Annotated in this window: 26 protein-coding genes; 14 read left to right on the top strand and 12 right to left on the bottom strand. The window is 37.5% G+C overall.

The annotated features are described in order from the left end of the window. The first annotated feature begins 244 nt into the window (after positions 1–244). Both FGL66_RS09265 and FGL66_RS09260 read left to right on the top strand, forming a co-directional pair. Positions 245–1,864 (top strand): MFS transporter, encoded by a 1,620-nt coding sequence (locus FGL66_RS09265; RefSeq protein WP_258007273.1) that lies wholly within the window; start codon positions 245–247, stop codon positions 1,862–1,864. Between the two features lie 283 nt (positions 1,865–2,147). Then, positions 2,148–3,602: an alkaline phosphatase gene (locus FGL66_RS09260; RefSeq protein WP_180809529.1), complete on the top strand. Its 1,455-nt coding sequence runs from the start codon at positions 2,148–2,150 to the stop codon at positions 3,600–3,602. Between the two features lie 119 nt (positions 3,603–3,721). Here the strand turns inward: FGL66_RS09260 and budA are convergent, their stop codons facing one another. Further along, positions 3,722–4,426: an acetolactate decarboxylase gene (budA, locus tag FGL66_RS09255; RefSeq protein WP_180809528.1), complete on the bottom strand. Its 705-nt coding sequence runs from the start codon at positions 4,424–4,426 to the stop codon at positions 3,722–3,724. A 150-nt stretch (positions 4,427–4,576) separates the two neighbouring features. Between budA and FGL66_RS09250 the strand changes: the two genes are divergently transcribed. Both FGL66_RS09250 and FGL66_RS09245 read left to right on the top strand, forming a co-directional pair. Then, a complete protein-coding gene (locus tag FGL66_RS09250; RefSeq protein WP_180809527.1) occupies positions 4,577–5,293 on the top strand; it encodes an MOSC domain-containing protein in 717 nt (238 codons plus the stop codon). 323 nt (positions 5,294–5,616) lie between these two features. Then, positions 5,617–7,224, top strand: coding sequence for a BCCT family transporter (locus FGL66_RS09245; protein ID WP_258007325.1), 1,608 nt, complete (start codon positions 5,617–5,619; stop codon positions 7,222–7,224). Positions 7,225–7,306: 82 nt separating this feature from the next. Here FGL66_RS09245 and cudC read toward each other — a convergent pair whose 3' ends face one another. Next, complete coding sequence (gene cudC, locus FGL66_RS09240) at positions 7,307–7,858, bottom strand: choline uptake/conversion transcriptional regulator CudC (protein ID WP_180809525.1); 552 nt, start codon at positions 7,856–7,858, stop codon at positions 7,307–7,309. 289 nt (positions 7,859–8,147) lie between these two features. Between cudC and betB the strand changes: the two genes are divergently transcribed. Both betB and betA read left to right on the top strand, forming a co-directional pair. Beyond that, positions 8,148–9,641 (top strand): betaine-aldehyde dehydrogenase, encoded by a 1,494-nt coding sequence (gene betB / locus FGL66_RS09235; RefSeq protein ID WP_180809524.1) that lies wholly within the window; start codon positions 8,148–8,150, stop codon positions 9,639–9,641. Positions 9,642–9,820: 179 nt separating this feature from the next. Further along, positions 9,821–11,524, top strand: a complete 1,704-nt coding sequence (betA, locus tag FGL66_RS09230) for a choline dehydrogenase (RefSeq protein ID WP_180809523.1) — start codon at positions 9,821–9,823, stop codon at positions 11,522–11,524. A 71-nt stretch (positions 11,525–11,595) separates the two neighbouring features. Here the strand turns inward: betA and hisIE are convergent, their stop codons facing one another. The 9 genes from hisIE to FGL66_RS09185 are packed head-to-tail and all read right to left on the bottom strand — an operon-like array spanning position 11,596 to position 18,518. After that, positions 11,596–12,225, bottom strand: coding sequence for a bifunctional phosphoribosyl-AMP cyclohydrolase/phosphoribosyl-ATP diphosphatase HisIE (gene hisIE, locus FGL66_RS09225; protein WP_180809522.1), 630 nt, complete (start codon positions 12,223–12,225; stop codon positions 11,596–11,598). Further along, positions 12,216–12,980, bottom strand: a complete 765-nt coding sequence (gene hisF / locus FGL66_RS09220) for an imidazole glycerol phosphate synthase subunit HisF (RefSeq protein ID WP_180809521.1) — start codon at positions 12,978–12,980, stop codon at positions 12,216–12,218. Before hisF ends, hisIE begins: the two co-directional genes overlap by 10 nt. After that, the gene (hisA, locus tag FGL66_RS09215) at positions 12,977–13,681 is read right to left on the bottom strand and encodes a 1-(5-phosphoribosyl)-5-((5-phosphoribosylamino)methylideneamino)imidazole-4-carboxamide isomerase (protein ID WP_180809520.1); all 705 of its coding nucleotides are present in this window, start codon (positions 13,679–13,681) and stop codon (positions 12,977–12,979) included. Before hisA ends, hisF begins: the two co-directional genes overlap by 4 nt. Further along, a complete protein-coding gene (hisH, locus tag FGL66_RS09210; protein WP_180809519.1) occupies positions 13,674–14,249 on the bottom strand; it encodes an imidazole glycerol phosphate synthase subunit HisH in 576 nt (191 codons plus the stop codon). The genes hisA and hisH overlap by 8 nt, the downstream gene beginning before the upstream one ends. Then, entirely contained in the window at positions 14,246–14,827 is a 582-nt protein-coding gene (gene hisB / locus FGL66_RS09205) for an imidazoleglycerol-phosphate dehydratase HisB (protein ID WP_180809518.1), read from the bottom strand. Before hisB ends, hisH begins: the two co-directional genes overlap by 4 nt. After that, entirely contained in the window at positions 14,784–15,821 is a 1,038-nt protein-coding gene (locus FGL66_RS09200) for a pyridoxal phosphate-dependent aminotransferase (RefSeq protein ID WP_180809517.1), read from the bottom strand. The genes hisB and FGL66_RS09200 overlap by 44 nt, the downstream gene beginning before the upstream one ends. Further along, positions 15,814–17,073, bottom strand: a complete 1,260-nt coding sequence (gene hisD / locus FGL66_RS09195) for a histidinol dehydrogenase (RefSeq protein WP_180810514.1) — start codon at positions 17,071–17,073, stop codon at positions 15,814–15,816. Before hisD ends, FGL66_RS09200 begins: the two co-directional genes overlap by 8 nt. Further along, positions 17,066–17,680, bottom strand: coding sequence for an ATP phosphoribosyltransferase (gene hisG / locus FGL66_RS09190; RefSeq protein WP_180809516.1), 615 nt, complete (start codon positions 17,678–17,680; stop codon positions 17,066–17,068). Before hisG ends, hisD begins: the two co-directional genes overlap by 8 nt. A 28-nt stretch (positions 17,681–17,708) precedes the next feature. Continuing rightward, positions 17,709–18,518: an ATP phosphoribosyltransferase regulatory subunit gene (locus FGL66_RS09185; RefSeq protein WP_180809515.1), complete on the bottom strand. Its 810-nt coding sequence runs from the start codon at positions 18,516–18,518 to the stop codon at positions 17,709–17,711. A 317-nt stretch (positions 18,519–18,835) separates the two neighbouring features. Here FGL66_RS09185 and deoC point away from each other — a divergent pair, with 317 nt between their 5' ends. From deoC to dhaM, 5 genes are all read left to right on the top strand, one after another. Further along, positions 18,836–19,498: a deoxyribose-phosphate aldolase gene (deoC, locus tag FGL66_RS09180; RefSeq protein WP_180809514.1), complete on the top strand. Its 663-nt coding sequence runs from the start codon at positions 18,836–18,838 to the stop codon at positions 19,496–19,498. Positions 19,499–19,520: 22 nt separating this feature from the next. Further along, positions 19,521–20,699 (top strand): phosphopentomutase, encoded by a 1,179-nt coding sequence (deoB, locus tag FGL66_RS09175; protein WP_180809513.1) that lies wholly within the window; start codon positions 19,521–19,523, stop codon positions 20,697–20,699. Between the two features lie 317 nt (positions 20,700–21,016). Next, the gene (gene dhaK, locus FGL66_RS09170; RefSeq protein WP_180809512.1) at positions 21,017–21,982 is read left to right on the top strand and encodes a dihydroxyacetone kinase subunit DhaK; all 966 of its coding nucleotides are present in this window, start codon (positions 21,017–21,019) and stop codon (positions 21,980–21,982) included. 14 nt (positions 21,983–21,996) lie between these two features. Next, on the top strand, positions 21,997–22,572 hold the full coding sequence (gene dhaL, locus FGL66_RS09165; protein ID WP_180809511.1) for a dihydroxyacetone kinase subunit DhaL: 576 nt from the start codon (positions 21,997–21,999) through the stop codon (positions 22,570–22,572). 1 nt (position 22,573) lies between these two features. Then, positions 22,574–22,933 carry a dihydroxyacetone kinase phosphoryl donor subunit DhaM gene (gene dhaM / locus FGL66_RS09160; RefSeq protein WP_180809510.1) on the top strand — a complete coding sequence of 120 codons (360 nt, stop codon included), beginning with the start codon at positions 22,574–22,576 and terminating at the stop codon, positions 22,931–22,933. Between the two features lie 59 nt (positions 22,934–22,992). Here the strand turns inward: dhaM and FGL66_RS09155 are convergent, their stop codons facing one another. Continuing rightward, positions 22,993–23,343, bottom strand: coding sequence for a zinc ribbon domain-containing protein YjdM (locus FGL66_RS09155; protein ID WP_180809509.1), 351 nt, complete (start codon positions 23,341–23,343; stop codon positions 22,993–22,995). A gap of 295 nt (positions 23,344–23,638) precedes the next feature. Here FGL66_RS09155 and FGL66_RS09150 point away from each other — a divergent pair, with 295 nt between their 5' ends. The 3 genes from FGL66_RS09150 to FGL66_RS09140 all read left to right on the top strand — a co-directional run bounded on the left by FGL66_RS09150 (position 23,639) and on the right by FGL66_RS09140 (position 26,423). After that, complete coding sequence (locus FGL66_RS09150; protein WP_180809508.1) at positions 23,639–24,574, top strand: ABC transporter substrate-binding protein; 936 nt, start codon at positions 23,639–23,641, stop codon at positions 24,572–24,574. A gap of 131 nt (positions 24,575–24,705) precedes the next feature. Further along, positions 24,706–25,671, top strand: a complete 966-nt coding sequence (locus FGL66_RS09145; RefSeq protein WP_180809507.1) for an alpha/beta hydrolase — start codon at positions 24,706–24,708, stop codon at positions 25,669–25,671. A gap of 29 nt (positions 25,672–25,700) precedes the next feature. Then, on the top strand, positions 25,701–26,423 hold the full coding sequence (locus FGL66_RS09140; protein ID WP_180809506.1) for a MerR family transcriptional regulator: 723 nt from the start codon (positions 25,701–25,703) through the stop codon (positions 26,421–26,423). Positions 26,424–26,475: the final 52 nt, after the last annotated feature.

The following is a 26,475-nucleotide window of genomic DNA, read 5'->3' as shown; positions in this document are numbered from 1 at the left end:
GATAAGTGGGTCTTTTAAAGTAAAACTTGTTGGGGTTTCACTGAGGTACAATACGTCATCATTCGTTATTTTGCATCCAAGATAGGTATATATAAGCGTGGGCAAGCACAATTGACTTGCAATGTATGATTATAATGCGCACTTCTATGCATTCAGTGTTAATCTGAGTGCATTTTTTATTCTTATGTTTGTTGTACCATGATAAAATAGTGATATTAAAGAACAATGAAAGGGTGGATGAGTATTGGCTGCCTCAGAAAAGCAGACAAAATTTAACTTTGTCGCATTACTTTTATTGATTGGTGTTTTTATGGCGGCATTGGACAATGGTATCATCAGTGCAGCACTTACTACAATTAATCAGTCTTTTGAAATACCACCACAAATGGGTGCGTGGGGAATAGCTATCTATACGTTAGGAATGGCAGTAGCTACACCTATTGCAGGAAAGCTTGCAGATATGTATGGACGTAAGAAGGTTTATATGATTGAAGTTGTGTTATTTGGTGTAGGTTCGTTACTCGTTGCGTTAAGTCCAAACTATACATTTTTTATTGTTGCACGCCTTGTTCAATCTTTAGGTGGTGGGGGCCTATTTGTTATTGCAAGTGCCCATTTTATCTCTACTTATGATCGTACAAAACAGGGAACAATGCTTGGCGCACTTGGTGCAATGAATGGAATAGCGTCTGTTCTAGGACCTAACCTAGGGAGTATCTTAATAAAAGTGACAGGAACATGGCATTGGCTCTTTTTAGTGAATGTTCCTATTGCAATATTTATTATTATTTTTATTGGAATGAAAATGTCCGAATCACATCGTCCAGTTCAGAAAAAAATGGATACTTATGCCATTATTATGTTTTCACTATCAACGCTACTCGTCATGTTTGCTATTTATAATATTCGAGCGGGTGATCTGATCAGTAGCATGATGCGTTGGTCTGTGATTGGTTTATTTGTACTTGCTATTATAGGTTATGCCATAATGATTTGGATTGAACGCAGAAATGAAGAAAAAGCAGTAGATGCCTTTCTGCCGTATACACTTTTACGTCAGCCCACATTTGCAGTCATATTAATCATGGGTATATTTTCCGGTATGCTTATTGGAGCGATTATTTTTATTCCAGCGTTTGTAGAAAATATTTTACACGTCAGTTCTGAAAATAGTGGATTTTGGTTGACGCCACTTGCGCTCGCATCGGGAGTGGGTGCATCGATGGGAGGAAAAATGGTTGATCGTAAAGGTCCTGTATTTGCACTGATTATTGCAAGTATCATTAGTATTATCGGTTATGGTGGATTGGCGTACTTGACATTCAGTAGTTTAACTTTTATTGTCTTTTCTATTGTTGCGGGACTAGGTTTTGGCTTTACAATAGGTGCCCCATTGACAGTGCTCGCCACGCGTACGGCAGGTGCTGAAGATAATCATAACAATACGGTCATTGCAACATTATCTGTTTCACGGCAAATGGGTATTACCATTGCACCGACACTTTTTGCAACGTTTATTCAACTGGGCTTCAGCAAGACAGTAGATCAGGTAACAAATATGCTGAATATAAATGGATATGCATTTAATGATCTGTCAATGAAGTTGCAGCATAAGTTGGAAAGTTTAAATGGAAGTACATATGATGTTTGGCAGTATCTGTCAGAACAGGAATCAACATTATTGAATCAATCTGTAAAACAAGGGTTAGAGTCTACGGCACATACTGCTTTTATGCCAGTTTTCTTAACAGCAGCTTTAGGTTCACTGATGATATTAATTTTAACGATTATATTTAGAAAACAGTTTTTGAATGTAACGCAATCATTAGAAATAGAAGAAGCCATAGGGGATGATCCTAAGTAAGTGCATCAATATCTATGAATAACAATAGAGGTCTGAAAGGGGAAAATGTTCTCATAAACTTTTCATTTATAACTATACTTGCTGTGAGCAGGACGATGAAAGCTTTTATAAAAATGCGCTTTCTGTTCTGCTCTTGTCTTTTTATTGTTTCATGTGGAACAGAAAGAACGTAAATTTTTTGATGTAGACCTTTACACAATCTTAATATTCGCATTAAATAAGCTTTATAATTCTTCGGTACACTGATGATGAAAGTCATATTGAGTAGAGGAGTTCGTAACAGATGAAAATCAAAAAGCAATGGAACAAACTCGCATTAGCCAGTGTACTTGTAACATCATCATTTTTTGGAGTGACACCCTATACATCATATGCAAATAGCCAAACAAGTGAGGGACAGGCACACCAACAACAAGATACGAGTGTGACAGCATATGGCAATACTGAAAAACCTAAAAACATTATTTTTTTAGTGGGTGATGGTATGGGCCCTTCATATAATGCGGCATATCGTTATTTTGCAGATAATCCAGATACAAAAGATATGGAACCAACAGCATTTGATGAATATTTAGTCGGGAGCCAACGTACCATTTCAGCAGACTCTAAAGATAATGTGACGGATTCAGCCGCGGCAGCAACGGCTTTTAGTTCAGGTCATAAAACATACAATGGTGCAATAGGTGTGGATTCTCACAAGCAAACGGTTGAAACAGTTTTAGAGCGTGCTAAAAAGTTAGGTAAGTCAACAGGTCTAGTCACAACGGCAGAAGTAACAGATGCAACACCAGCAGCGTATGCTGCACATGTAGATAGCCGTGATAAGAAAGATGAGATTGCCACGCAGTTTTATGAAGATCGTATCGATAGTAAGCATAAGGTGGATGTAATTCTTGGCGGAGGGGCAAAATATTTTGGCAAAGAGAATGGAAACCTTGATAAAAAATTTGAAAAAGATGGCTATGATGTTGTAACGACGAAAGCGGTATTAGCACAATCAGAAAAATCTAAAGTATTAGGGTTATTTTCAGAGGCGCATATGCCTTTACAAATCGATGCACCACAGGACGACCCTCAATTAGTCGATATGCAGCAAGCAGCATTAGAGCGTCTATCTAAAAATGATCAAGGCTTCTTTTTAATGGTAGAAGGTGCATCAATCGATAAGCAAGGACACGCTAATGATATAACAGGTGTGATGTCCGAAATGAAAAGTTTTGAAAAAGCATTTGATGAAGCAATGCACTATGCGAAAGTGCATCCAGATACACTTGTTATTGCAACGGCAGACCATTCAACAGGTGGGATGACCATTGCTAAAGGCAAGGACTATTTATGGGATGCTGAAGTTGTACGAAATATGAAACATTCAGGTAAATGGATGACAGAGCAAATTGCAGAAGGTCAAAACATTTCGAAAACAATTCAAGCAGGATATGGTTTTGAAGTAGATAAAAAAGATTATAAAGTGATCAAAAAAGAAGCGAATCAACTTGCAAAGTTAGATGAGAAAAAAGATAAAGACAAATATGAGGCACAATTTCAAGTATTGCAAGATGCAGTTCAGCACCCCATCAATGAAGCTTCTCACACAGGATGGACGACGTATGGGCATACAGGAGAAGATGTTAACACGTATGCTTTTGGACCACGATCAGAAGTCTTCGAAGGAAATATAGATAACACAGAAAATGCCAAAAATATTTTTGAATTTTATACGGAAGAAGCTCCAAAGTAAGGAAGTCATTACATATTAAAAGGTGTTATTAGGAAATGTAAATCGACTTTATGGAGAGCGGTGACGAAATAGCTCTGAGAGATCTCGTCACCGCTTTTTTCTTCTATCCTGTGCGTATTTTATTCAGCTTGACGAATATCCTCGGCAATATCTTGATAGTCGAATTGTTTGTTGAGAAATGATGGTTTTGTAGAAAGGTGTTGTTCAAAGATTGGACAGTTTTGTATTTCTACCGCTGCATTTGTGACATCGAAGTTTAAGATGTGACCCATAAATTGACGGTCATCTGATAAAAAGTGTGCATGAAAACCTGCGGACCCTATACCATGAAAAACTTCAGGTGTGTATACAGCAACAATTGTTCCAGAGATATTATTGCGTGTATATTCGGGTTGCGCTTGTGCAGATTTGATGAGTCGTGTATATGGAGGTGTTTGTTTAGGCATGACACGTATGTGCATCATATCAAAAACACCTTTAATTTTAATGACAGCAAATAAGTTTTCGCTTAACATTTGATTACGAATTTCTTTATAAAGCGTTTCTTGATTTAAATGTTGAACATCAAACGTTGTATCCGATACAAACTTCGATATAGAAGCATAAGGTACGAGCTCATCACCTGTTAAATGACGAACGTTATGATCAGTTGTTGTTGCATGATATGCTTCTCCATCTACAAATATGACCTCTCCATCAGAGCCTGTTAATGTTGCGATACCATGGTCACCATATTGTAGCAATGTATGGATGGAGCAAGTTCCTTCTAATGCGCCTGCCATCAAAGTACCAAGTGTGCCATGTTGATATAATGTATGTTGCATAGTTGTTGCCACCTTTATGTATTATCCTATTCCATTCTATTGTAAAAGGTGTACAGAGTCGTAACAAGTATAACGACCTGATGAATATAGACAGATGGAGTATTATTACGATAATATGAATAATAAATAGGACAAAAGGGGTGTTGTAGGATGGAACAGATTGCACGGATTGATACATTATATATTGGAGGGGTCCGACAAATAGGAGATGAAGCGGCAACGCATCCATTACAACAACCATGGACAACGGCTGCCTTTAAGCAAGCAACGGATCAATCTGTTTGGCTTGCTAAAGATGGATTACACGGTGACAATGTGGCAGATACACGTTTTCATGGTGGAACAGAAAAAGCGCTTTTTGCGTATTGTGCGGATCATTATACAGCATTTAGTCACAAGTATCATCAAAATATTCCAGTGGGTAGTAATGGAGAGAATATTGCGGTTCGTCATATGAATGAGACGTCTGTATGTATAGGAGATATTTATCAAATAGGTGAAGCTGTTGTACAAGTATCACAGCCGAGGAGACCATGTTGGAAGCCGAGCCGTCGTTTAGGTATTTTGGAGTTTGCTGAGATGTTAGAAGAAACAGGTCATACTGGCTGGTATTATCGTGTGCTTCAGGAAGGTTATATTCAACGTGGAGATGAGCTGATTTTACAAGAAAGACCTTATCCAGAATGGTCAATTCAACGTATGAATGATGTGTTAAACCACTCTAAGGATATTAAGTTAATGCAAGCTTTAAAAGATGCATCATTCACACCAGAAAGTTGGCAAAATACTTTAGATAAACGCATTGCTGGAGAAGAGATTGATCATACGGCGAGGTTATATGGTCCGAATATCGAACATATATCATGATATAGATAATAAAAAGCATTGAAACACTTTTGAAAAAGAGGTGTTTCAATGCTTTTTCAAATAAATAAATATACCTAATAAATGAATAAAAATACAAATTATAATCCGTTAAATAAATTTTTAACGTTATTAACCAAGTTTATAACGTTGTTTTGACAATTGTTTAAGAGGGGTGAAGTTATATATATTCAAAAGTGTTAATGCATATAGTTGAATGTAATTTGCATTAACTTAAAAACTTCGATACGCTATGGCATGTGTCTTACTGTGAAAGAAATACATAGAACATAGGGGGATTCAATGTGCATAAAAAAAATAAATTGATGGATTGGATTGTTTTTTGTGGAACAGCATTGGTTTTATTAATGGCTGTCACTCCAATGATGGTCTTTCCGCAACAAAGTCGAGCGGTTGTAATGGCAATGAACGAATTTGTTACAACAAAACTGGGTGCGACTTATCTTGTATTAGGACTGGCAATTTTTTGTTTTGTACTTTATATTGCTTTTGGAAAGTATGGCTCAGTGACATTAGGTCGTGCCAGTGATCGGCCAGAGTTTAGCGACTTTGCATGGGCTTCAATGCTTTTTTGTGCAGGTATTGGCTCTGATATTTTATATTGGGGTGTTATTGAGTGGGCTTATTATTTTCAAGGACCACCTCAAGGCGCCGAACCAATGAGTGATACTGCACTGAATTATGCAACGATGTACGGCATGTTTCATTGGGGACCTATTGCATGGTCAATTTATGTGTTACCTGCCTTACCTATCGGTTATTTAGTATTTGTCAAAAAGCAGCCTATTTTCAAAATTAGTCAGGCTTGCCGTCCGATATTGAAAAGTCATACGGATGGTTTGATCGGAAAACTTGTTGATATTTTATTTATTTTTGGTTTAATAGGTGGAACAGCAACCTCATTAGCATTAGGAGTTCCTATGATTTCAGCAGGCCTGGAAAAGCTGTTTGGTATTGATGGTTCAAGTATGGGTGTTAAGAGTCTGGTTTTATTAGGTATTACGATTGTATTTGCTTACAGTTCATATAGAGGATTGAAAAAAGGCATACAAGTTTTAAGTGATTTGAATGTTTGGCTTTCTTTTGTTTTACTGGCATTTATCTTTATTGTAGGACCTACCATTTTTATTATGGAAACTACTGTAACGAGTTTTGGAAATATGTTAAAAAACTTTTTTCAAATGGCAACATGGCTTGAACCTTTTGGCGGTTTAGGTGGGCGTGAAGAGACAAATTTTCCGCAACAATGGACGATTTTCTATTGGGCTTGGTGGATCGTTTATGCGCCATTCATCGGTTTATTTATTGCACGTATTTCTAGGGGACGAACATTAAAAGAAGTGATTTTAGGAACAATTGTGTATGGTACATTTGGTTGTGTGTTATTTTTTGGTATTTTTGGGAACTATGCGACATACTTACAAATTACAGGACAGTTTGATGTGGTAGCATTTCTCAATACACACGGTACAGAAGCGACAATTATTGAAGTTGTTCATCATTTACCATTTTCACAAGTGATGATTGCACTGTTTGTATTATCAGCTTTTCTATTTTTAGTAACAACATTTGACTCTGCATCATATATTGTTGCATCGGCGACACAAATACGTGTAAAAGGTGAGCCGATTAAAATGAATCGTTTGTTTTGGGCATTTGCATTATGCTTACTTCCATTTTCATTAATGCTTGTTGGCGGTGAACGTGCACTTGAAATATTACAAACGGCTTCTATCGTTGCAGGCGTCCCGTTAATTGTCATTTTTATTATTATTATGATTTCGTTTATGATGATATTATCGGGGGACCGTATTGCATTGCAGACACGGGCAGAGCGGTTTAAAAAGATTGAACGTCGCTCACTGCGTATTTTACAAGTGAGTGAAAAAGATGATGAAGATAATAATTTATAAATTAAAAAGACCTGAAGTTACGCAAGATGTGTGTAGCTTCAGGTTTTTTTGGTGGTCAATCAGAAAGGATAAAAGCCCGTTATTATTCATCGTTATGAGGTATTGGAAAGTAATTGAAAATAGCGCCAGACTTAATCGCATTGCTAATTGAGCTGAGCCATTGGTAATATAACCGTGAATGAGCCATATGGGCTTTGATTTCTTGAGCTTCTGTCTTTATAGATTCTTCGACATCCGTAGCATCAAGAATATGATCAATTATATCTTCTGCTTCTTGTAAGGCGGCCATATTAATTTTAATTTCACGGTGCCATTTTTGTGTGAAGAAGTTACTGAAGAATGTAAAGAAGTCTTTCTCTGCTTCAAAATGTTGTTTACGACTGCCGCGTGTAAATCGTTGTTTAACGACATCGAATTCTTGTAACTTTTTGACACCAGCACTCATACTTGGTTTGCTCATTTGCAGTTCATTACGCATTTCATCGAGTGTCATGCTCTCTTCAAATAACATCGTACCGTATAAGTTACCTACACTGCGATTAATACCGTATAGATCCATTGTTTCGGCAATCGAATTAATTACAATATCTTTGGCTGTCTCCAATTGTAAGGCATAGCTTGTATTTGCTTTCATCCCATGGTCACCTCCTTATATTGAGTGTTCTATCTGCTAAATTGTACATCTCTTTTCAACTTTAACTCAAGTTTTTCAATAAAAAAATAGTTGTTTTTTAACGATCTGTGTATGTGCTAAGAGAGGAGATAAGAAGCTCATGTGCATATGAGCAAAAGGGGGAGAGTCGCTGATGATACAGTGCTTATCAAGAGAATGGCGATTTGACACTTCTTAAAGAGGATGATAGAGTTAACTTTGTGAAATTCGTTAAATAAAAACTTAACAAACTTAACAGAGGTGGATTATGATGGAACTTGTTAAAGATTTGTCACGTCATCAATTTATAGATGGTGCATGGGTTGAGAGTAGTAGTCAAGCAACACGTGATATTATTAATCCGTATAATCAGGACGTTATTATGACAGTTGCTGAGGGGACAACAGAAGATGTTGAGCGTGCCATTTTAGCGGCACGTCGTTCGTTTGATGCAGGAGATTATGCGCAGACGACAGCAGAATACAAAGGTCAGAAAGTACGTGCAATTGCGGATAAGATTAAAGAACACCGTGAAACGCTCGCACAGTTAGAAACATTAGACACAGGTAAAACATTGGAAGAGTCACTTGCAGACATGGATGATATTCACAATGTTTTTATGTATTTTGCAGGATTAGCAGATAAAGAGGGCGGAGCGTTAATCGACTCACCTATTGCAAATACTGAAAGTAAAGTAGTCAAAGAACCAATTGGTGTTGTAACACAAATCACGCCGTGGAATTATCCATTATTGCAGGCATCATGGAAAATTGCACCTGCACTTGCGACGGGATGCTCTTTAGTGATGAAACCGAGTGAGATTACACCATTAACAACTATTCGCGTATTTGAATTGATGGAAGAAGTAGGTTTTCCTAATGGTGTCATTAATCTTGTATTAGGTGCAGGTTCAGAAATTGGAGATATAATGTCGACGCATAAAGAGGTAGACTTAGTGTCATTTACAGGTGGTATTCAAACGGGTAAACGTATTATGAAGCAGGCAGCAGATCATGTTACAAATATTGCCCTTGAGCTAGGTGGTAAAAATCCAAATATTATATTTGACGATGCAGACTTTGATTTGGCAGTAGATCAAGCTCTGAACGGCGCCTATTTTCATGCAGGACAAGTATGTTCGGCAGGTTCACGTTTGATTGTTCACAATGCGATTAAAGATCAATTTGAGGCGGCATTAATCGATCGTGTTAAACAAATTAAAATGGGTGATGGTTTTGATGAAAATACAGAGTTAGGGCCACTTATTTCATCGGAACATCGTGATAAAGTTGAACGTTATATGCAAGTTGCGAAAGAAGAAGGTGCAACGATTGCAGTAGGGGGTAAACGTCCAGAACGTGAGGATTTACAACAAGGCTTTTTCTTTGAACCTACAGTTATTACGGATTGCGATACATCTATGCGTATCGTACAAGAAGAAGTTTTTGGTCCTGTGGTGACTGTTGAAGGTTTCGATACAGAAGAGGAAGCAGTACAGCTTGCTAATGATTCAATTTATGGTCTAGCAGGTGGCGTATTTTCTCAAGATATTGGTAAAGCACAGCGTGTAGCACACCGTTTGCGTATGGGAACAGTATGGATTAATGATTTCCATCCATATTTTGCCCAAGCGCCATGGGGAGGATATAAGCAATCAGGCATTGGTCGTGAACTCGGCAGTGCAGGATTGGAAGAATATCTTGAATTGAAGCATATCTTAACAAATACAAACCCAGAGCCTATAAATTGGTTTGGTACGAAATAAAAGCTAGTTATCAAGTGTATTTACAGTCTATAAAATGACTTGAAATATAAGTTTGGGCGGTCGCTTATTGAGCCGGGAGATGTATGACAGTCATCTTTTTGATTCGATATGTTTGTAAAATCATTCGGTTAAGACTTCTAAATCATGTCTTAAAGTTAAAATTTTGAGGAGGATGTTCGATGTCGAAAGCGTACGATAAAATGTATGATTATATTATTATTGGTGGTGGCAGTGCAGGATCTGTTCTTGCTGCACGTTTGAGTGAAGAGAAAGAGAAGAAGGTTCTTGTATTGGAAGCGGGTCGTAGTGACTATCCATGGGATTTATTTATTCAAATGCCTGCTGCATTGATGTACCCTTCAGGTAATCGCTTCTATGACTGGAAATATGAAACAGATGGAGAGCCACATATGGGAGGACGAAAAGTATTTCATACACGTGGTAAAGTGCTAGGTGGTTCAAGTTCAATTAACGGCATGATTTATCAGCGTGGTAATCCATTAGATTATGAGAAGTGGGGTCAATCAGAAGGAATGGAAACGTGGGATTATGCACACTGTTTACCATACTTTAAACGTCTTGAAACGGCGTTTGGAGCAGATAAAGATGATCCGATTCGTGGTTTGAATGGACCTGTCAAGTTACGTCGTGGTCCAGCAGATAATCCATTATTCCATGCTTTTTTCAATGCTGCAGTTGAAGCGGGCTATAAAAAAACAAAAGACGTAAACGGTTATCGTCAAGAGGGATTTGGTCCGTTTGATAGCCAAATCCATCATGGTCGCCGTATGTCAGCATCACGTGCTTATTTGCGTCCAGCGATGAAACGTAAAAATTTAACTGTAAAAACGCGCGCTTTTGTCGAAAAATTACATTTCGATGGGAACGTTGTGACAGGTGTGACTTATAAGCGCAATGGACGACTGCATAAAGTACTGGCAAAAGAAGTTATTTTATCTGGTGGTGCATTTAATACGCCGCAATTATTACAATTATCAGGTATTGGCGATGAAAAACATCTAAAATCACTGGGTATTAAGCCTCGCTTACATTTACCGGGTGTAGGGGAAAACTTTGAAGATCATCTTGAAGTATATATTCAACATACATGTAAAGAACCTGTATCTATGCAACCGAGCTTGAATAAATTTAAAATGCCATTAATTGGTTTAGAATGGCTCACACGCCGTACGGGGCCAGCATCAAGTAACCATTTTGAAGGTGGTGGATTTGTTCGCTCGAATAATGATGTAGACTATCCAAACTTAATGTTCCATTTTTTACCACTTGCTGTCCGTTATGATGGTCAAAAAGCAGATACAGCACATGGTTATCAAGTACATGTTGGACCAATGTACTCTAACTCAAGAGGTAGTCTAAAGATTACATCCACAAACCCATATGTTAAACCGAAATTTGTTTTTAATTATTTATCAACGGAAGAGGATAAACGTGAATGGGTGGAAGCGATTCGTGTAGCACGTCATATCTTAAAACAACCTGCATTAGATGCTTTTAATGGGGGTGAGATTTCACCGGGACCTAATGTTCAAACGGATGAAGAAATCTTGGATTGGGTTCGTCGAGATGCTGAAACAGCACTTCATCCATCTTGTAGTGCTAAAATGGGACCGGCTTCGGATCCTATGGCAGTTGTCGATCCATTAACGATGAAAGTACATGGCATGAAGAATTTACGTGTAGTGGATGCGTCTGTAATGCCAACAACAACAAATGGAAACATCCATGCACCTGTCTTAATGTTAGCTGAAAAAGCTGCAGATATTATTAAAGGTGTGAAGCCATTAACACCTGAACAAGTAGATTACTATGTTCATGGCAAAAATGACCCTAATGACGGTGCGGTTGAATTTTATGAATAAACTATAATATTAAAAGCCTTATAATATAAGAGGTTTAACCTCTTTGTTATAAGGCTTTTATTTTAATGGAATTACCAATGTTCAATCGAACGACGTTCCCCTTTAAAATTATTCTCAGTATGATGACGTTTTGCAAGTGTCTTCTCAATATCTGCTATTTGTACCTGCTGCTCATGTAATAAAACAAAAAAGTGATAGAGAAGATCTGCACTTTCTTCAATGAGTTCAGAATGATCATTTTTTAAAGCGGCGATTACAACCTCGAAAGCCTCTTCGCCAAACTTTTTAGTGATTTTTTCTTTTCCTTGTGTAAGCAAATAGTGTGTATATGATTTTTCACTCTTTGTATGGATACGTTGTTGTATAGTGGTCTCAAGGTTTTGGAGCTGATAAGGGACTTCAGTATTAAAACAGCTCTGTGTTCCTTTGTGACAGGTTGGACCTTGGGGGTGAACACGAATTAATAAGGCATCAGCATCACAATCTAAATGCATATCAACCACTTGTTGTATATGGCCAGAAGTCTCTCCTTTTTTCCACAATCTTTGTTTAGAACGGGAATAAAACCATACGACCTGTTCTTCATGAGTCCGTTTAAAAGCTTCTTCATTCATATATCCTAGCATGAGTACTTGTTGTGTTGAAACATCTTGTAATATAGCGGGTAAGAGTCCTTTTGAAAAGTCAGGATTTAGTGCCATCTGACAGGGATACCTCCTTGATCAAGTGTTGTTTTAATCTCTGTTACGGTCGTTTCTTTATCGTGTAAAATACTGGCAGCGAGACCAGCTGAAACAGGTGTTTGTTGGAAAAGATCAACAAAATGTTTGGCATTGCCACCCCCACCTGAAGCGATGATAGGGATATGGACACGGCGAGCAATTTCATTTAAATGTGCAATATCAAAACCTTGTTTCATACCATCAAAGTCCATACTTGTAATAAGTAGTTCGCCTGCACCAAGTGCCTCTACTTCCTGTACCCAATCATAGACCCGTTTATGAGTACGTTTTTTACCACCGTGTGTACAACAATAAAAATCGTCTGTTTTAGCATCATATTGACTATCTATTGCGATACAAATACATTGTCTTCCAAATTTGGTACTTGCTTGTCGAATAAGATCGGGATTTTTAAGTGCAGCAGAATTTAGAGAGACCTTGTCTGCACCATGTTTGAGCAACTGAGAAATATCTTCAAGTGTTGAAATCCCGCCTCCAACTGTCAAAGGAATAAAAAGTTTTGAAGCCGTTTGTTGAATGACATCAAGTGTTAAATCATGTCCACGTTCAGTTTTAGAAATATCTAAAAAGACGAGTTCGTCGGCACCACTATTGTTGTAATACATTGCTAATGTTACAGGGTCGCCAATATCACGCAATCCTTTGAACTGGATACCTTTGACAACACGCCCATCCTTAACGTCCAGACAGGGAATAATTCGCTTTTTTATCATTGTAATCCCTCCCAAAAATCAGGATGGTGTGCCGCTTTGCCTACAATAGCAGCAGCTACACCTGATTGTTCAAGTCGAAGTAAGTCATGTTGGTTGCGAATCCCCCCGGAAGCAATGACGGGAAGTTTAGTATGTGAAACAAGCTGTGAAGTACGTGTGAAGTTTGGACCACTCATCTTGCCATCTTTAGAAATATCGGTATAAATAATGCCACCAAGGGACAGATGCTCAATCTGTGCAATATACTCAAATAAGTCACATTGAGCATCTTCTAACCAACCGTTGATTTTGATTTTTGTATCGTAAGCGTCAACTGAAACATAGAGTTTCCCGGGAAATAATTGCGTCATTTCAGTCAGCCATTGTATATCTTGTATTGCTTTTGTCCCTACAATACAATAATCGATGCCATATGATAGGTAAGATTGAATGGTTTCGGCATGACGAATACCGCCTCCGACTTCGATAGGCTTTTGACTTATTGACACTAAATCACGGATATAAGTCATTTCAACAGAACGTTGTGATTTTGCACCAATCAAGTCAACAATATGAATGCGATCTACACACTCATACTGTTGATAAAATAGAATGCTCTCTTCTGCGGAGCGAGGCATTGTTTCAGATGTATTGTAGTCTCCTTCTGTTAAACGGACACTTTGACGATCTATTAGATCAATTGCAGGCCATAGCTTAATCATTGTGCCATCCTCCTTTGAGTGCTTGATTCAATATATTCAGTCCAGTTTGTCCACTTTTTTCTGGATGAAATTGAATACCGATATAGGTATGATGTTGTACAATTGCAGGAATAGGTGTTCCATAATCAGTATGAGCGATAACATAGTCATTCATAGGTGCTTGGTAGCTGTGTACAAAATAAACATCTTGTGTCAAATCATGTTTGGATGCTAATAAGTTATTCCATCCAAGATGTGGGATAGAATAAGGTGTTTGAATTTCAGTAATGTTTCCTTTGAGTAATCCGAGACCTTCAACATGACCTTCTTCACTACGTTCATACATCAATTGCATACCAAGACAAATGCCTATAATAGGTTTTTTATAACTTTTGAGCAGTGTATCTAAACCGTAAGCATGAATGGCTTTCATGGCATCTTGGAAATGACCGACACCGGGTAATATAAGTTGGTCTGCATTGTTAATAGTGTTAGGATCACGTGATAGTTGTGTTTGATAGCCCAAGTGTTCTATTGCACGTTGAACATTGTGAACGTTCCCTAAACCATAGTCTATAATAACAATCATAATTCAATCACACCTTTGGAAGAAGGAATGCGTGTGTCTTGAGTCGGCATCATAGCCTGTTTTAGCGCACGTGCAAAAGCTTTGAATATTGCTTCGATTTCATGATGTGTATTACCTTGATGTAGCAAATCGATATGTACAGTTAGGCGTGCATTAATCACGAGTGCACGAAAAAACTCTTCTACCAGCTCTGTATCAAACTGTCCTACTTTTTCTTTGCTAAATTGTGCATTGAAGTATAAGTAGGGACGCCCACTTATATCAACAACAGCACGTGCTAATGTTTCATCCATGGGGAGATATTGTTGACCATAGCGTGAATAATAAGGTTGTTCTTGTGTTAACTGCAGTAAGAGCTGTCCGAGAACGATACCAATATCTTCCGTAGTATGATGGTCATCCACCCATGTATCCCCTTTGACATGGATCACCAAATGTAAACCACTGTGAAAGCTAAATAATGTGAGCATATGGTCTAAAAAGCCAATGCCAGTTTGAATCTTACTCTCTTCTGTACTTTGAGAAAGTGTAATATCAATGTGTGTTTCTTTTGTTTGACGTGTTAATTGAAGGGTCATATTGTTCACTCCACTTTTTGATAATTGTTTCAAAGTGATCCATATCTTCAGATGATAAAATAGAATAACGGACACAGTGAGCCATATTTTTTTCAGTCACCGGGTCGTAAAAACGAGGTTTGAAGCCATGTTCATAAATATATTTACCTAAAGATATAGCACGTTCACCTGATGTTAAGATAAAGTTTGTTTCGCTTGGATAGATAGTGATTTGATTGCCGACATATTTTATGAAAATATGCTTTAATCGTTGGCTGAGTTTACGCTGTTGCTGTACAAAGGTTTGTGTGGATTCAGGATGTTCAAACAAGTATGTTGCTACACGTAATGATAAAATATTCAATGGATAGGGGTGCTCAATTTGACGAACGCGTGCAATAGTTGTAGGTGTTCCAATAAGTACACCGACACGTAATCCAGCAAGACCAAACGCTTTAGACAATGTGTGCATAAAGATAATATGATCTTCCAATGTGATATCAAGCGGTGTTGAGAAGTCGATATAGGCTTCATCTATAACGATATATCCTCCCAGTTCATGCATTTTGCGTGCAATTTGTAAAATATATTTCTCATCAAAGCGTTGCCCTGTTGGATTATGAGGATTACTTAGAATGAAAAAGCTCGGACGTACTTCATCAATACGTGTCAATATATGATCAATAGGAAAGGTCAAGTCTGATGTTGCTTCTACAAAATGAATAGGACGTTGAACTTGATCTGCGTACGCTTGATACATGAAGAAATCAGGATTAAGTGTTAGGCATGGTCCTTCAGGCATAATGAGCATGAGTTTTTGAATCAACTCATCAGAACCATTCGCTGCACAAATTTGATCTGGGGTAAATCGCCCAAAGTACTGAGCATAAGCAGAACAAAAACGATGATAATCTTCATCATGATAAAGGTTATAATCATCACAATTCATAATATTGAGAAAAGTTTGAGTAGATAACGGTGTACCTGCACTTTCGTTTTTATCCATTCTAATCATCATGAGTCCCTCGCATTCTAATCTTTAATGATTGTTCGTGATTGTATAGTGCTTCATCTTGTGCAATATATGCAGCATCTCGATAAGTTTGATTGTACGTTTTCTTGTCTAGTTGAATGACAGTATGCTTGGTTAAAAAGTCATTGACAGATAGCCCATGTTGGAAACGCGCTGTACGGTTTGTTGGTAAGACATGGCTAGGTCCGGCAATATAATCACCGATAGCTTCCGGTGCGTAGCCTCCTAAAAACAAACTGCCTACATAATGAATGTAAGGTACGTAATCTTGTGGTTGCTCTGTTTGAATAGATGCATGTTCTGGTGCAATCGTATTCATGATATCGCAGCAGACTTTAAAGGTTGGCGCATATATTGCGTAGTGATGTTGTTCTAAGCTAGTAGCAATAATATCTTGACGTTCAGTTGTTGCAGCAACTTCTGATAAGCGTGACTCAAGGCGCTCTAGTAATAACATATCTGTTGAAATCACATACGTACGCGCCATTTCATCATGTTCAGCTTGGGCTAATACATCATAAACGACAGCCTCTAAGTCGCAGGATTGATCAATAATGAGTGCAATTTCACTAGGTCCAGCAATTTGATCAATACCAACCTCACCATAAACAAGTTTTTTCGCATAGGCAACATATTGATTACCGGGACCTACAATTTTATCTACTTTAGGTATCGTTGCTGTACCATAAGCAAGAGCTGCAATACTTTGGGCACCACCAACTTGATAAACATGGTCAACACCAACGATATGACAAGCAGCAAGAACGCTTTGTGCAATGCCATCTTTTTGAGGCGGTGTTACAACTATAATTTCTTTTACACCTGCGACACGTGCTAACGTGGCAGTCATTAATACAGTAGAGGGATAGCTTGCTTTGCCTCCGGGAACATAAATGCCAACGCTTGAAATAGGGTGGTATACTTCATACATATTTTGATAAGGTTCTTGATTGTTATAACGAATGTGTGTTTGATAGTCATGAATACGTTGATAACTATGTTCGAGTGCATTGCGTAAATGCGTATCTAATGTGTCATAAGCATTTTGAAGTTCCGACTGTGGTACTTCGAGCTCTTGTGTCATCACACCATCAAATTGTAAGTTATAGTCGTATAGTGCTACATCACCATCTTGTTGAACACGATTACAAATCGCAGCCACTTGATCGTGACACTGCATATCGAATGCACAAGAGCTTTGAAAGTGTTCTAAAAATTGCGTGCTGTTATAAATCATTGAGGGACACTCCTAACATTTTAATAAAGTCATCAATTTCTTGTGATGCTGTGAAAAAACTTTGACGGTTTGTAATCAGTTGGGCTTGTATATCCATGATACGCTCTTTTTCGATTAAACCATTGGAACGTAACGTTGTACCAGTTTGTACAATATCGACAATGCCATCGACCATACCAATAACACAAGCCAGTTCGATAGAGCCCGATAGTTCAATGACTGAAACATCTCGTCCCGTTTCTTTGAAGTGACGCTGTGCAATGTTGGGGAAAGATGTTGCGATCGTATGATAGTGTAGTGTTTCATCAAATGCAGCTACTGCAAAGTGACACTCACCGAATGGTAAAGTAAGTAATTGGTTAACGTCATAGGATTGCTCCTCTAAAATATCACTACCTGTGATACCGATATCTGCAATGCCTTGTTCGACGTAAATAGGAACGTCATTTCCTTTTACAAAGAGGAAATGATATTGATCGGTTTGTATTTGGAGTTGGCGTTCACGAGATGTTATACGCGCAACCAGTTCTGGTACGTTTTGCTCTGCAAGATAATCTATAAAGCTTTTTAATAATCTTCCTTTGGCTAATGCAATAGTTAACAAAATACCTCTCCCCCTGCTATATGTTTTCTTATAATGTAAGACCAAGGCCAAAACCTTCTAAAGCACCTTTGTAATACCCCCCTTGAAGTAATAATTCGCGTTGAGCCAACTTAGCGTGGATAAATATGCCTTTGTAATAAGAACGAGGGGGTTGAGGTGTTAAATCCAGATGCACATTATCAATATCAAGTGAATGAAAGAATGCCTCCCAACGATTTAAGATTGCAATAATATGATGTGTAGAATCGAATAATTGATTCAACTTTTCCAGTTGCTGATGTGTGGGTGTTAGTAAGAGTTGAACAATTGGATGATGAAGCCCGAGTTTAAGGGTTAAACCAGAAATATTGCGCTGTTCAATCAACATCGTAATCTCTTTATTGGGTTGTGTATCGTTTAATAATAATTGAACCAGTTCATAATGCCCAATGACGATATAATCAATTTGATCTTCTAATATTTCCTGAATATATTTAAAAAAAACAGAGAAAGTATAATGCATCTCCTGAATAGTCGGTTCATACCACTCTAAACCTAACTGTGTTTGAATATGTTGGTGTCTCACGATAGTCCCAGAATAAGCAACGGCATTATGATGGCGATTATATTGTTGATAGTAGCGTACCAGCTGATCGGTAAAGTCATTGCGTAAGGCATAAAGTCGTTCATGATCTTGCCAAACACTGCGTTCGGGCATTTGCTTTAAGTCATCAGGTGTTAACGCATCCCAATGTAATGTTTCAATAAAAGGTGTTTGAATGAGATGGTAATGATGTTTTTCAGCAGTACGTAAAAAATTAATTTCTTCCAACTTAGATATGATTAAAGCATGCTCCATTTTCTAACCTCACTTTCGCTCTCTACCAAACTAAAGTATTTTGTAATACGGTTATAGTAGCATATCGTTATATGTATTTCAACAGAATAATCAGAAAAATATTTCAATTTCGTTAATTGTTGCAAAAATATTTAATTAAGTTGTTGAGTAGCGAGGTTATCGATTTTAAAAGTATCAATTCTAAAAGAAAAACTTTATGTTTTGGATTTTGTTATGGTTGCATATGTTTGAGTTTAGTAGATTAATCGTTTTTTTATTGAGAGAGATGTATAATTGATAGACGTAAACGATAAAATAAAAAGTAAGGAGCAGATAAGATGAACTACGAAAAATATATTGATCATACATTACTAAAGCCTGAATCGACACGTACTCAAATAGATACGATTATAGAAGAAGCAAAGACGTATCATTTTAAGTCCGTTTGTGTAAATCCAACACACGTGGCTTACGCAAACAATAAATTAGCGGATTCTGATGTTCTTGTTTGTACAGTTATTGGTTTTCCGTTAGGTGCATCAACACCAGCGGTAAAAGCCTATGAAACAAAAGATGCCATTGCGAATGGCGCAGATGAAATAGATATGGTCATCAATATTGGCGCTTTGAAAGATGAGCGTTATGAAGCGGTTCAGCAAGATATTGAAGCCGTAGTGGAAGCCGCACAAGGTAAAACAGTGAAAGTCATTATTGAAACGGTATTATTAACGGATCATGAAAAAGTGAAAGCATGTGAACTCGCTCAAGCTGCAGGTGCGCATTTTGTTAAAACTTCAACAGGCTTTGCAGGTGGCGGTGCGACACCTGAAGATGTCAAACTCATGAAAGATACAGTGGGCGATGCCTTAGAAGTGAAAGCATCAGGTGGCGTACGAAACTTATCAGATTTTCAAGCGATGCTAGAAGCAGGGGCAACGCGTGTCGGTGCAAGTGCAGGGGTACAGATTATGCAAGGTTTAGAAGCGGATACAGATTATTAATAATTCATAAGGAGTGAGTGCGATGTCTACACCATTTCAACGTGTGCATCTAATTGTAATGGATTCTGTCGGTATTGGAGAAGCACCAGATGCGGCAGTATTTAATGATGAAGGATCACATACATTGAAACATACGCTCGAAGGTTTTAATCAAACATTGCCTAACTTAGAGCGATTAGGATTAGGGAATATTGATGATTTGCCAGTTGTGGGTCGTGTCGATTCGCCCACAGCGTATTATACAAAGATGAGTGAGGCGTCTGTTGGGAAAGATACGATGACAGGACATTGGGAGATTATGGGACTTCATATTGATGAACCGTTTAAAGTATATCCCAATGGTTTTCCTGACGAACTTATTGATGAAATTGAACGTTTAACAGGACGTAAAGTTGTAGCGAATCGTCCAGCATCAGGGACACAGATTATTGACGAGTGGGGTGCACATCAAATGGAAACAGGCGATTTGATTGTGTACACCTCTGCAGACCCTGTATTACAAATTGCAGCACATGAAGATATTATTCCACTTGAAGAGCTATATGAGATTTGCGAAAAAGTACGCGAACTGACAAAAGATCCCAAATATTTAATCGGACGTATTATTGCACGTCCATATGTTGGAGAGCCGGGTCACTTTACACGGACAAGCAACCGTCATGACTATGCGTTAAAACCATTTGGGAAGACTGTGATGAATACATTAAAAGATGCGGATTATGATGTGATTGCGATTGGTAAAATTAATGATATTTATGATGGTGAAGGTGTGACGGAAGCGATTCGTACGAAAAATAATATGGACGGTATGGATCAGTTGATGAACGTCGTAGGACGTGACTTTACAGGATTAAGTTTTCTAAATTTAGTTGACTTTGATGCGTTATACGGACATCGTCGTGATAAAGAGGGTTATGCGCAAGCATTGAAGGACTTTGATGCACGTTTACCTGAGCTGTTGAGTCAGTTGAGAGAGGACGACTTGTTGATTATTACAGCAGATCATGGTAATGACCCAACAGCGGAAGGCACAGATCATACACGAGAATACATTCCGGTGTTATTCTATAGTCCGAAATTCAATAGTGGCAAAGCTTTAGATGGCGATACAACGTTTAGCTCTATCGGTGCAACGATCGCTGATAACTTTAATGTGAAGTTACCTGAATACGGTAAAAGCTATTTGGAACATTTGAAATGATTTATAAAACAATCTGGTATTGGGACATAGTAAGAATGGTCCGAAATCCGTAATGAACTATCTGTAAATGGCAGTAGGTGTCTAAATGGATTTTAATCCACTTTTAGTCATCACTTGCCGAGGCGGGACTACGAAAGTTTTTTCAGAACTGAACTTTCTGTCCTGCCTTTTTTATATTATTTTCACAAAGGGAAACGCTGGAATGATGCGCTTAATTATTTTAATGATTACATTTCAGCTTTAATTTAACATCGAATTTGTATGCGCTTACTTATAAACGCGTTATAATATAAAAAAAGAGATAGAAGGTGACGAGTATGAAAAAGTTAATTCAAGATAAGACTTCTTTTTTACAAGACATGTTAGAGGGTATGAAATTAACAAATTCAAATATTGATATTGTTGAAAACACAGTTGTTGTGCGAAAAACAAAGAAAACAGATGGTGTTGCACTTGTTTCAGGTGGTGGAAGTGGTCATGAACCTGCACATGCAGGATATGTCGCCCAAGGTATGTTAGATGCAGCAGTATGCGGAGAGGTCTTTACTTCACCAACACCAGATAAAGTATTAGCTGCAATTAAGGCAGTAAATAATGGTTCAGGTGTGTTGTTGATTGTTAAAAATTATGCAGGAGATGTCATGAATTTTGAAATGGCACAAGAAATGGCAGAAATGGAAGATATTGCTGTTGAAATGGTCGTCGTTGCCGATGATATTGCAATAGAAGATAGTGATAAGCGCAGAGGTGTTGCGGGAACAGTATGGGTTCATAAATATGCGGGTTATTTATCAGAACAGGGTATTGAATTGCATGAAATAAAAAAACGTGTAGAGTCATTGTTAGAAGGTATGCGTTCAATTGGTATGGCATTGACGCCACCATTAGTTCCAACAACAGGTCAATATGGTTTTGATATTGATGAAAATGAGATAGAAATTGGTATAGGTATTCATGGGGAGCGAGGTTTAGAGCGTACGACGATTGAATTGGTAGAAAAGATTGTTGAACGTTTGGTAGCACGTCTAGTGGACGAAGTGACTACATCGGAAATTATTGTAATGGTCAATGGCATGGGAGGTACGCCATTATCAGAGTTGCACATTGTAACAAAATATGTGGCAAAACAATTGGCAGCCTATGGTAAGAAAGTAACGCACTGGTATGTAGGTGATTATATGACTGCGCTTGATATGCAAGGTTTTTCTTTAACATTTGCGCCATCCGATACGTCGCTACTTGAGGCGTTAAAAGCACCAACTGAAAGTCATTATTTTGATTAATAGGAGGCATGAAGATGAATGTAATAACATTGAAAGAACGCTTACTAACACTAAAAGAAACATTTGAAGCGCAAGAAGCATTATTAACAGAATTGGATAGAGCGATAGGTGATGGAGATCACGGTGTTAATATGTTGCGTGGCTTTACAGCTTTATCAGATAACTTAGATGATAGTGACATGATGAGTCTACTTAAATCAACAGGTATGACGCTAATGTCTAATGTTGGAGGTGCTTCTGGTCCATTATACGGTTTTAGTTTTGTGAAGATGGCACAAGTTGTGCAGGAAGAAATCGATCATGAAAATTTAACAGATATACTTACAGCATTTTCAGAGGCAGTTGCGCAACGTGGTAAAGTTACACGTGGAGAGAAAACGATGTTTGATGTTATTGATCGCGCGAGAGAAGCTGTACAAAACGGAGAACGTGTCACGTTAGAAGTGTTACAAGGATACGCTGATGATACAAAGGCACTTGAAGCAACTAAGGGACGTGCAGCTTATTTTAAATCTGATTCAATCGGACATATTGATCCCGGTGCACAAAGTAGCGTATATATACTCAACGCATTGATTGGAGATGAATAGTATGACACAGATTATACTCATTAGTCATAGCGAAAAGATTGCGTTAGGTACAAAAGAACTTCTTGAACAAATGGCACAAGGTGTAAACGTTATTGCGATAGGCGGTATAGAAGGACAGATTGGTACATCATTTGATAAGATACTTGAAGTAGTTGAAGGAATATCAGATGATGCAGTATGCTTTTTTGACATTGGTTCATCAGAAATGAATTTAGATATGGCACTTGAAATGTATACAGGAACACAGCGCATTGAGAAAATAACAGCACCTATTGTTGAAGGGAGTTTTGTTGCAGCGGTTTCAATATCAACCGGAAATGATATGGATCAAGTGATTGAAGCTGTAAATAATGCATTTTAAAGTAAGAAGAAAAGCCATGATTTTGGGTTGCACCTCAATCATGGCTTTGAGTTTTATCATTAATTTGATTTTTTTACAACTTCGGATTTGAGTCCAATTTGACCAAAGCCTGGAATTTTGCAGTCGATATCGTGACCATCTTCAGGATCAACGAGTTTAATGTTTTTAACTTTAGTGCCCTGTTTAATCGCATTGGAGGAGCCTTTAACTTTTAAATCTCGAATGACTGTTACAGTGTCACCATCTTTCAGTGTATTGCCATTTGCGTCACGTACAATCTTCGCCTCTGCTTCTTCTAATACGGATTCAGCGGTCCACTCATGTGCACACATAGGACATACATATAACGCGCCATCCTCATATGTATATTCTGAACCACAACTTGGGCAATTAGGTAATAATGTTGTCATAATTAAGAATAACCTGCTTTCTACTATATTACTTATAATCTAGCATATCAGTAGTAAAATGTATGTAGTAAATCATGATTTTAATAATGGAAAATGATTTTTCTCATCGTATCAGGATATTTTCAAATGATATCCCCCCAGATATTTATGAGTTAGAGTATAAATATCATGAAATCATAAAGGTTATATTCTGATTTTCACTTATCTTTAAAAGTAATCGTGGATGTTAATTCTCATGATATAATTGATAACAATTATCATTATCAATTGTTGAATGGGAGGAAAAAGATATATTATGAAGCGATTATTATTATTGTGTGTCTGTATGTTATTATTACTCGCTGCGTGTAGCTCAGGAGGTTCAGAAGATAAAGAACATAAAGAACATCAAAAAAGTGAAACGATGCAAACTTTCACTTCTGATAATGGTGAAAAAGTCAAAATCCCTAAACATCCTAAACGTATTGCAGTATTACACCCAACTTATGTAGGAGCATTGATTAAGTTTGGGCATCAACCTATTGCTGTTTCAAATTACGTAGAACAAAATAAAGTGTTAGATGATGCAACTAAAGGGATCGAACGTATCGATGGATCTAATATTGAACAAGTAGCAAAGCAGAAACCAGATTTAATTATTGCAACAGTAGAAGATAAAAATGCTGAAAAATTACAAAAAATAGCACCAACAGTCTTTTTTAATGCTAATAAATCGAAGTATAGAGAAACGACAAAACAACTGGCAAAACTTGTAAATGAAGAAGAAAAGGCAGAACAGTGGCTCAAAGATTGGGATCAACAAATGGAAAAAGATAAAAAGGAACTTGCATCTTTTATTAAAGGTAAAACAGCGTCAGTGGTTCAACAAACACCAAAAGGAACGATGGCTTTTAGTGATCACTACGGACGTGGTACAGAAGTAATTTATGGTGGATATGGTTTGATACAACCAGATAAACTGAAAGCAGCAACGAAAGATAAATTTGCAACGCCGATAAGTCCAGAAACATTTGGTGATTATGTTGGAGATATCGTCGTAGTGGCACAGCAGGGAGAAGCAACACCAGAATTTCAAAATACAAATTATTGGCAGAACTTAGAGGCAGTGAAAAATCATCGTATTATTACTTTAAATGTATTAGATACACAATACAATGATCCGATTTCATTAGAAAAACAGCGCGATATTTTCTATGAAGCGTTAAAAGATATGCAAAATAACGAAAAATAATAAGAAGAAAAAACCGTTAAATATACAGTAAATTAGTAATTAAAATAAAACTGTATATTTGACGGTTTTCATTTATTAATTACCTCATTAGATGATGATTTGGACTATAATAAAGTCAATGAGGTGATCAGATGAAACACTATTATGAGCAAGAAGGTAAACGTATTATTAAACTTTATCTCAAAATGAACGGTGTAAGGCAAGGGGTCATTATCGAAACGAGTAGTTTTGATCACCCTATTCTACTCGTTGTACACGGTGGGCCGGGATTTCCGCTGTATCCTTTCTTTCGTGCACATCGTGTTGATTTAACAGAGCGTTATACAGTAGTATTTTGGGATCAACGTGGAACAGGGATGTCCTATACTAAGCAACAGATGACAATGGAAGATCTCATCCAAGATACGTTTTCATTAATACAATATTTATGTCATCATTATCATCAAAAGCAAGTCTTTTTAATGTGTCATTCGTTTGGAACATTAATTGGAGCACTTGTTGCACAGCGTTATCCGAAGTGGATTGCGGCCTACATTGGTATCGGACAATTAGCAAATGTGTACTACAATGAGCAAGTGGTATTAAAAAAACTTATACAACATGCAGAAAAAGCACATCATCAACGCGCTTTAGACGCTTTAAAAAAGGTAGAACTGGATCGTTATTTTAATCAAAATCATTATTATGAGAAATTGAGAGAACGCTATACTAATAGATATAGAGGAGGATTTTCTATACGTGGCTATTCCATATTTAAGATGTTTCAAACGATGATGGTTACACCTAATTATACATGGTTAGAGCGTATAAACATTGTAAGAGGTAGTTTGTCTCCTTTTGAACATTTAACCACAGAAATGGTAGAGACCAATTTGATGACTATTGCCCAGGAAATACAAGTGCCTTTTTATTTGCTGCAAGGTGTATACGATTTGCAAACGACATATGAGGATAGTTATGCGATGTTTGAGTGTGTTGGATCGCGTGTTAAGCACTATTATGTTTTACAGCATAGTGCGCACGCTCCCTTTATTGATGAACGTGATAAGGTCATTCAAATTATGAACTATATTGTTGACTGTAACGCAACGTTATAGTGTATAACAAAAGTAGGAGGTGAAGGCTCATGACAACCTATACAACAGGTGAGTTAGCCAAGAAGTTTGGTGTTTCAACGAGGACACTACAATATTATGATGATAAAGGGATACTACATCCTGCTTATGTGGATGAAAATCAGTATCGTGTATATAGCGAACGGGAAGCAGCAAAATTAAAACTCATCTTGATTTTGAAATCATTAAGCATTCCTCTTAAAGAAATCAAGGCCTTAGTTGCATCAGATGAGACACTGAAAACGGTACACCTTTTATTAGAACGTCGTAGTGCGGTATTAGAAACAAAAGTAAAAGAACAACAAGCACAGATTAAGCATATTAAAACATTACAGCGCATGATCAATACAGAATCTGATACACCTATACAAAAATTAGCAGACATGAGCCCAATTATGAAAACGAATGAAGAATTGAAACCGCTAAGATTTAAGATGTTAATGATAGGAAGTCTAGGGTCGATGGCATGGTTAGGAGGATTGTGGTGGAGTACTCACCAAAAAACTTTACTACCAGTAGTCGTAGGAACAGGGATAAGTGTAGGTGTGGCAACTTATTTAACATGGTATTATTATCGTCATGTACAGTATATGTGTCCTAACTGTCAACATACATTTATACCAAGAATAAAGCAATTTATTTTAGCTGCCCATACACCTGAAACAAGACATTTAACTTGTCCATCTTGCAAGTTCACAGGTTATTGTGCTGAAATATACCAACCTCATGCATAACAAGATAAAAGCGAGCATATGAGCGTAAGATAGAAGACGCATATGTTCGCTT

Source organism: Staphylococcus sp. 17KM0847, assembly GCF_013463155.1.
Lineage (GTDB): Bacteria > Bacillota > Bacilli > Staphylococcales > Staphylococcaceae > Staphylococcus.
The sequence above is the reverse complement of the archived record's forward strand: the minus strand, read 5'-3'. Positions and strand labels throughout refer to the sequence as shown.

Coding starts and splice junctions, on each gene's coding strand:
- FGL66_RS09260 (WP_180809529.1), top strand. CDS start 2,148: ATGAAAATCAAAAAGCAATGGAACAAACTCGCATTAGCCAGTGTACTT.
- budA (WP_180809528.1), bottom strand. CDS start 4,426: ATGCAACATACATTATATCAACATGGCACACTTGGTACTTTGATGGCA.
- FGL66_RS09250 (WP_180809527.1), top strand. CDS start 4,577: ATGGAACAGATTGCACGGATTGATACATTATATATTGGAGGGGTCCGA.
- FGL66_RS09245 (WP_258007325.1), top strand. CDS start 5,617: ATGGATTGGATTGTTTTTTGTGGAACAGCATTGGTTTTATTAATGGCT.
- cudC (WP_180809525.1), bottom strand. CDS start 7,858: ATGAAAGCAAATACAAGCTATGCCTTACAATTGGAGACAGCCAAAGAT.
- betB (WP_180809524.1), top strand. CDS start 8,148: ATGGAACTTGTTAAAGATTTGTCACGTCATCAATTTATAGATGGTGCA.
- betA (WP_180809523.1), top strand. CDS start 9,821: ATGTCGAAAGCGTACGATAAAATGTATGATTATATTATTATTGGTGGT.
- hisIE (WP_180809522.1), bottom strand. CDS start 12,225: ATGGCACTAAATCCTGACTTTTCAAAAGGACTCTTACCCGCTATATTA.
- hisF (WP_180809521.1), bottom strand. CDS start 12,980: ATGATAAAAAAGCGAATTATTCCCTGTCTGGACGTTAAGGATGGGCGT.
- hisA (WP_180809520.1), bottom strand. CDS start 13,681: ATGATTAAGCTATGGCCTGCAATTGATCTAATAGATCGTCAAAGTGTC.
- hisH (WP_180809519.1), bottom strand. CDS start 14,249: ATGATTGTTATTATAGACTATGGTTTAGGGAACGTTCACAATGTTCAA.
- hisB (WP_180809518.1), bottom strand. CDS start 14,827: ATGACCCTTCAATTAACACGTCAAACAAAAGAAACACACATTGATATT.
- FGL66_RS09200 (WP_180809517.1), bottom strand. CDS start 15,821: ATGATTAGAATGGATAAAAACGAAAGTGCAGGTACACCGTTATCTACT.
- FGL66_RS09185 (WP_180809515.1), bottom strand. CDS start 18,518: ATGGAGCATGCTTTAATCATATCTAAGTTGGAAGAAATTAATTTTTTA.
- deoC (WP_180809514.1), top strand. CDS start 18,836: ATGAACTACGAAAAATATATTGATCATACATTACTAAAGCCTGAATCG.
- deoB (WP_180809513.1), top strand. CDS start 19,521: ATGTCTACACCATTTCAACGTGTGCATCTAATTGTAATGGATTCTGTC.
- dhaK (WP_180809512.1), top strand. CDS start 21,017: ATGAAAAAGTTAATTCAAGATAAGACTTCTTTTTTACAAGACATGTTA.
- dhaL (WP_180809511.1), top strand. CDS start 21,997: ATGAATGTAATAACATTGAAAGAACGCTTACTAACACTAAAAGAAACA.
- dhaM (WP_180809510.1), top strand. CDS start 22,574: ATGACACAGATTATACTCATTAGTCATAGCGAAAAGATTGCGTTAGGT.
- FGL66_RS09155 (WP_180809509.1), bottom strand. CDS start 23,343: ATGACAACATTATTACCTAATTGCCCAAGTTGTGGTTCAGAATATACA.
- FGL66_RS09150 (WP_180809508.1), top strand. CDS start 23,639: ATGAAGCGATTATTATTATTGTGTGTCTGTATGTTATTATTACTCGCT.
- FGL66_RS09145 (WP_180809507.1), top strand. CDS start 24,706: ATGAAACACTATTATGAGCAAGAAGGTAAACGTATTATTAAACTTTAT.
- FGL66_RS09140 (WP_180809506.1), top strand. CDS start 25,701: ATGACAACCTATACAACAGGTGAGTTAGCCAAGAAGTTTGGTGTTTCA.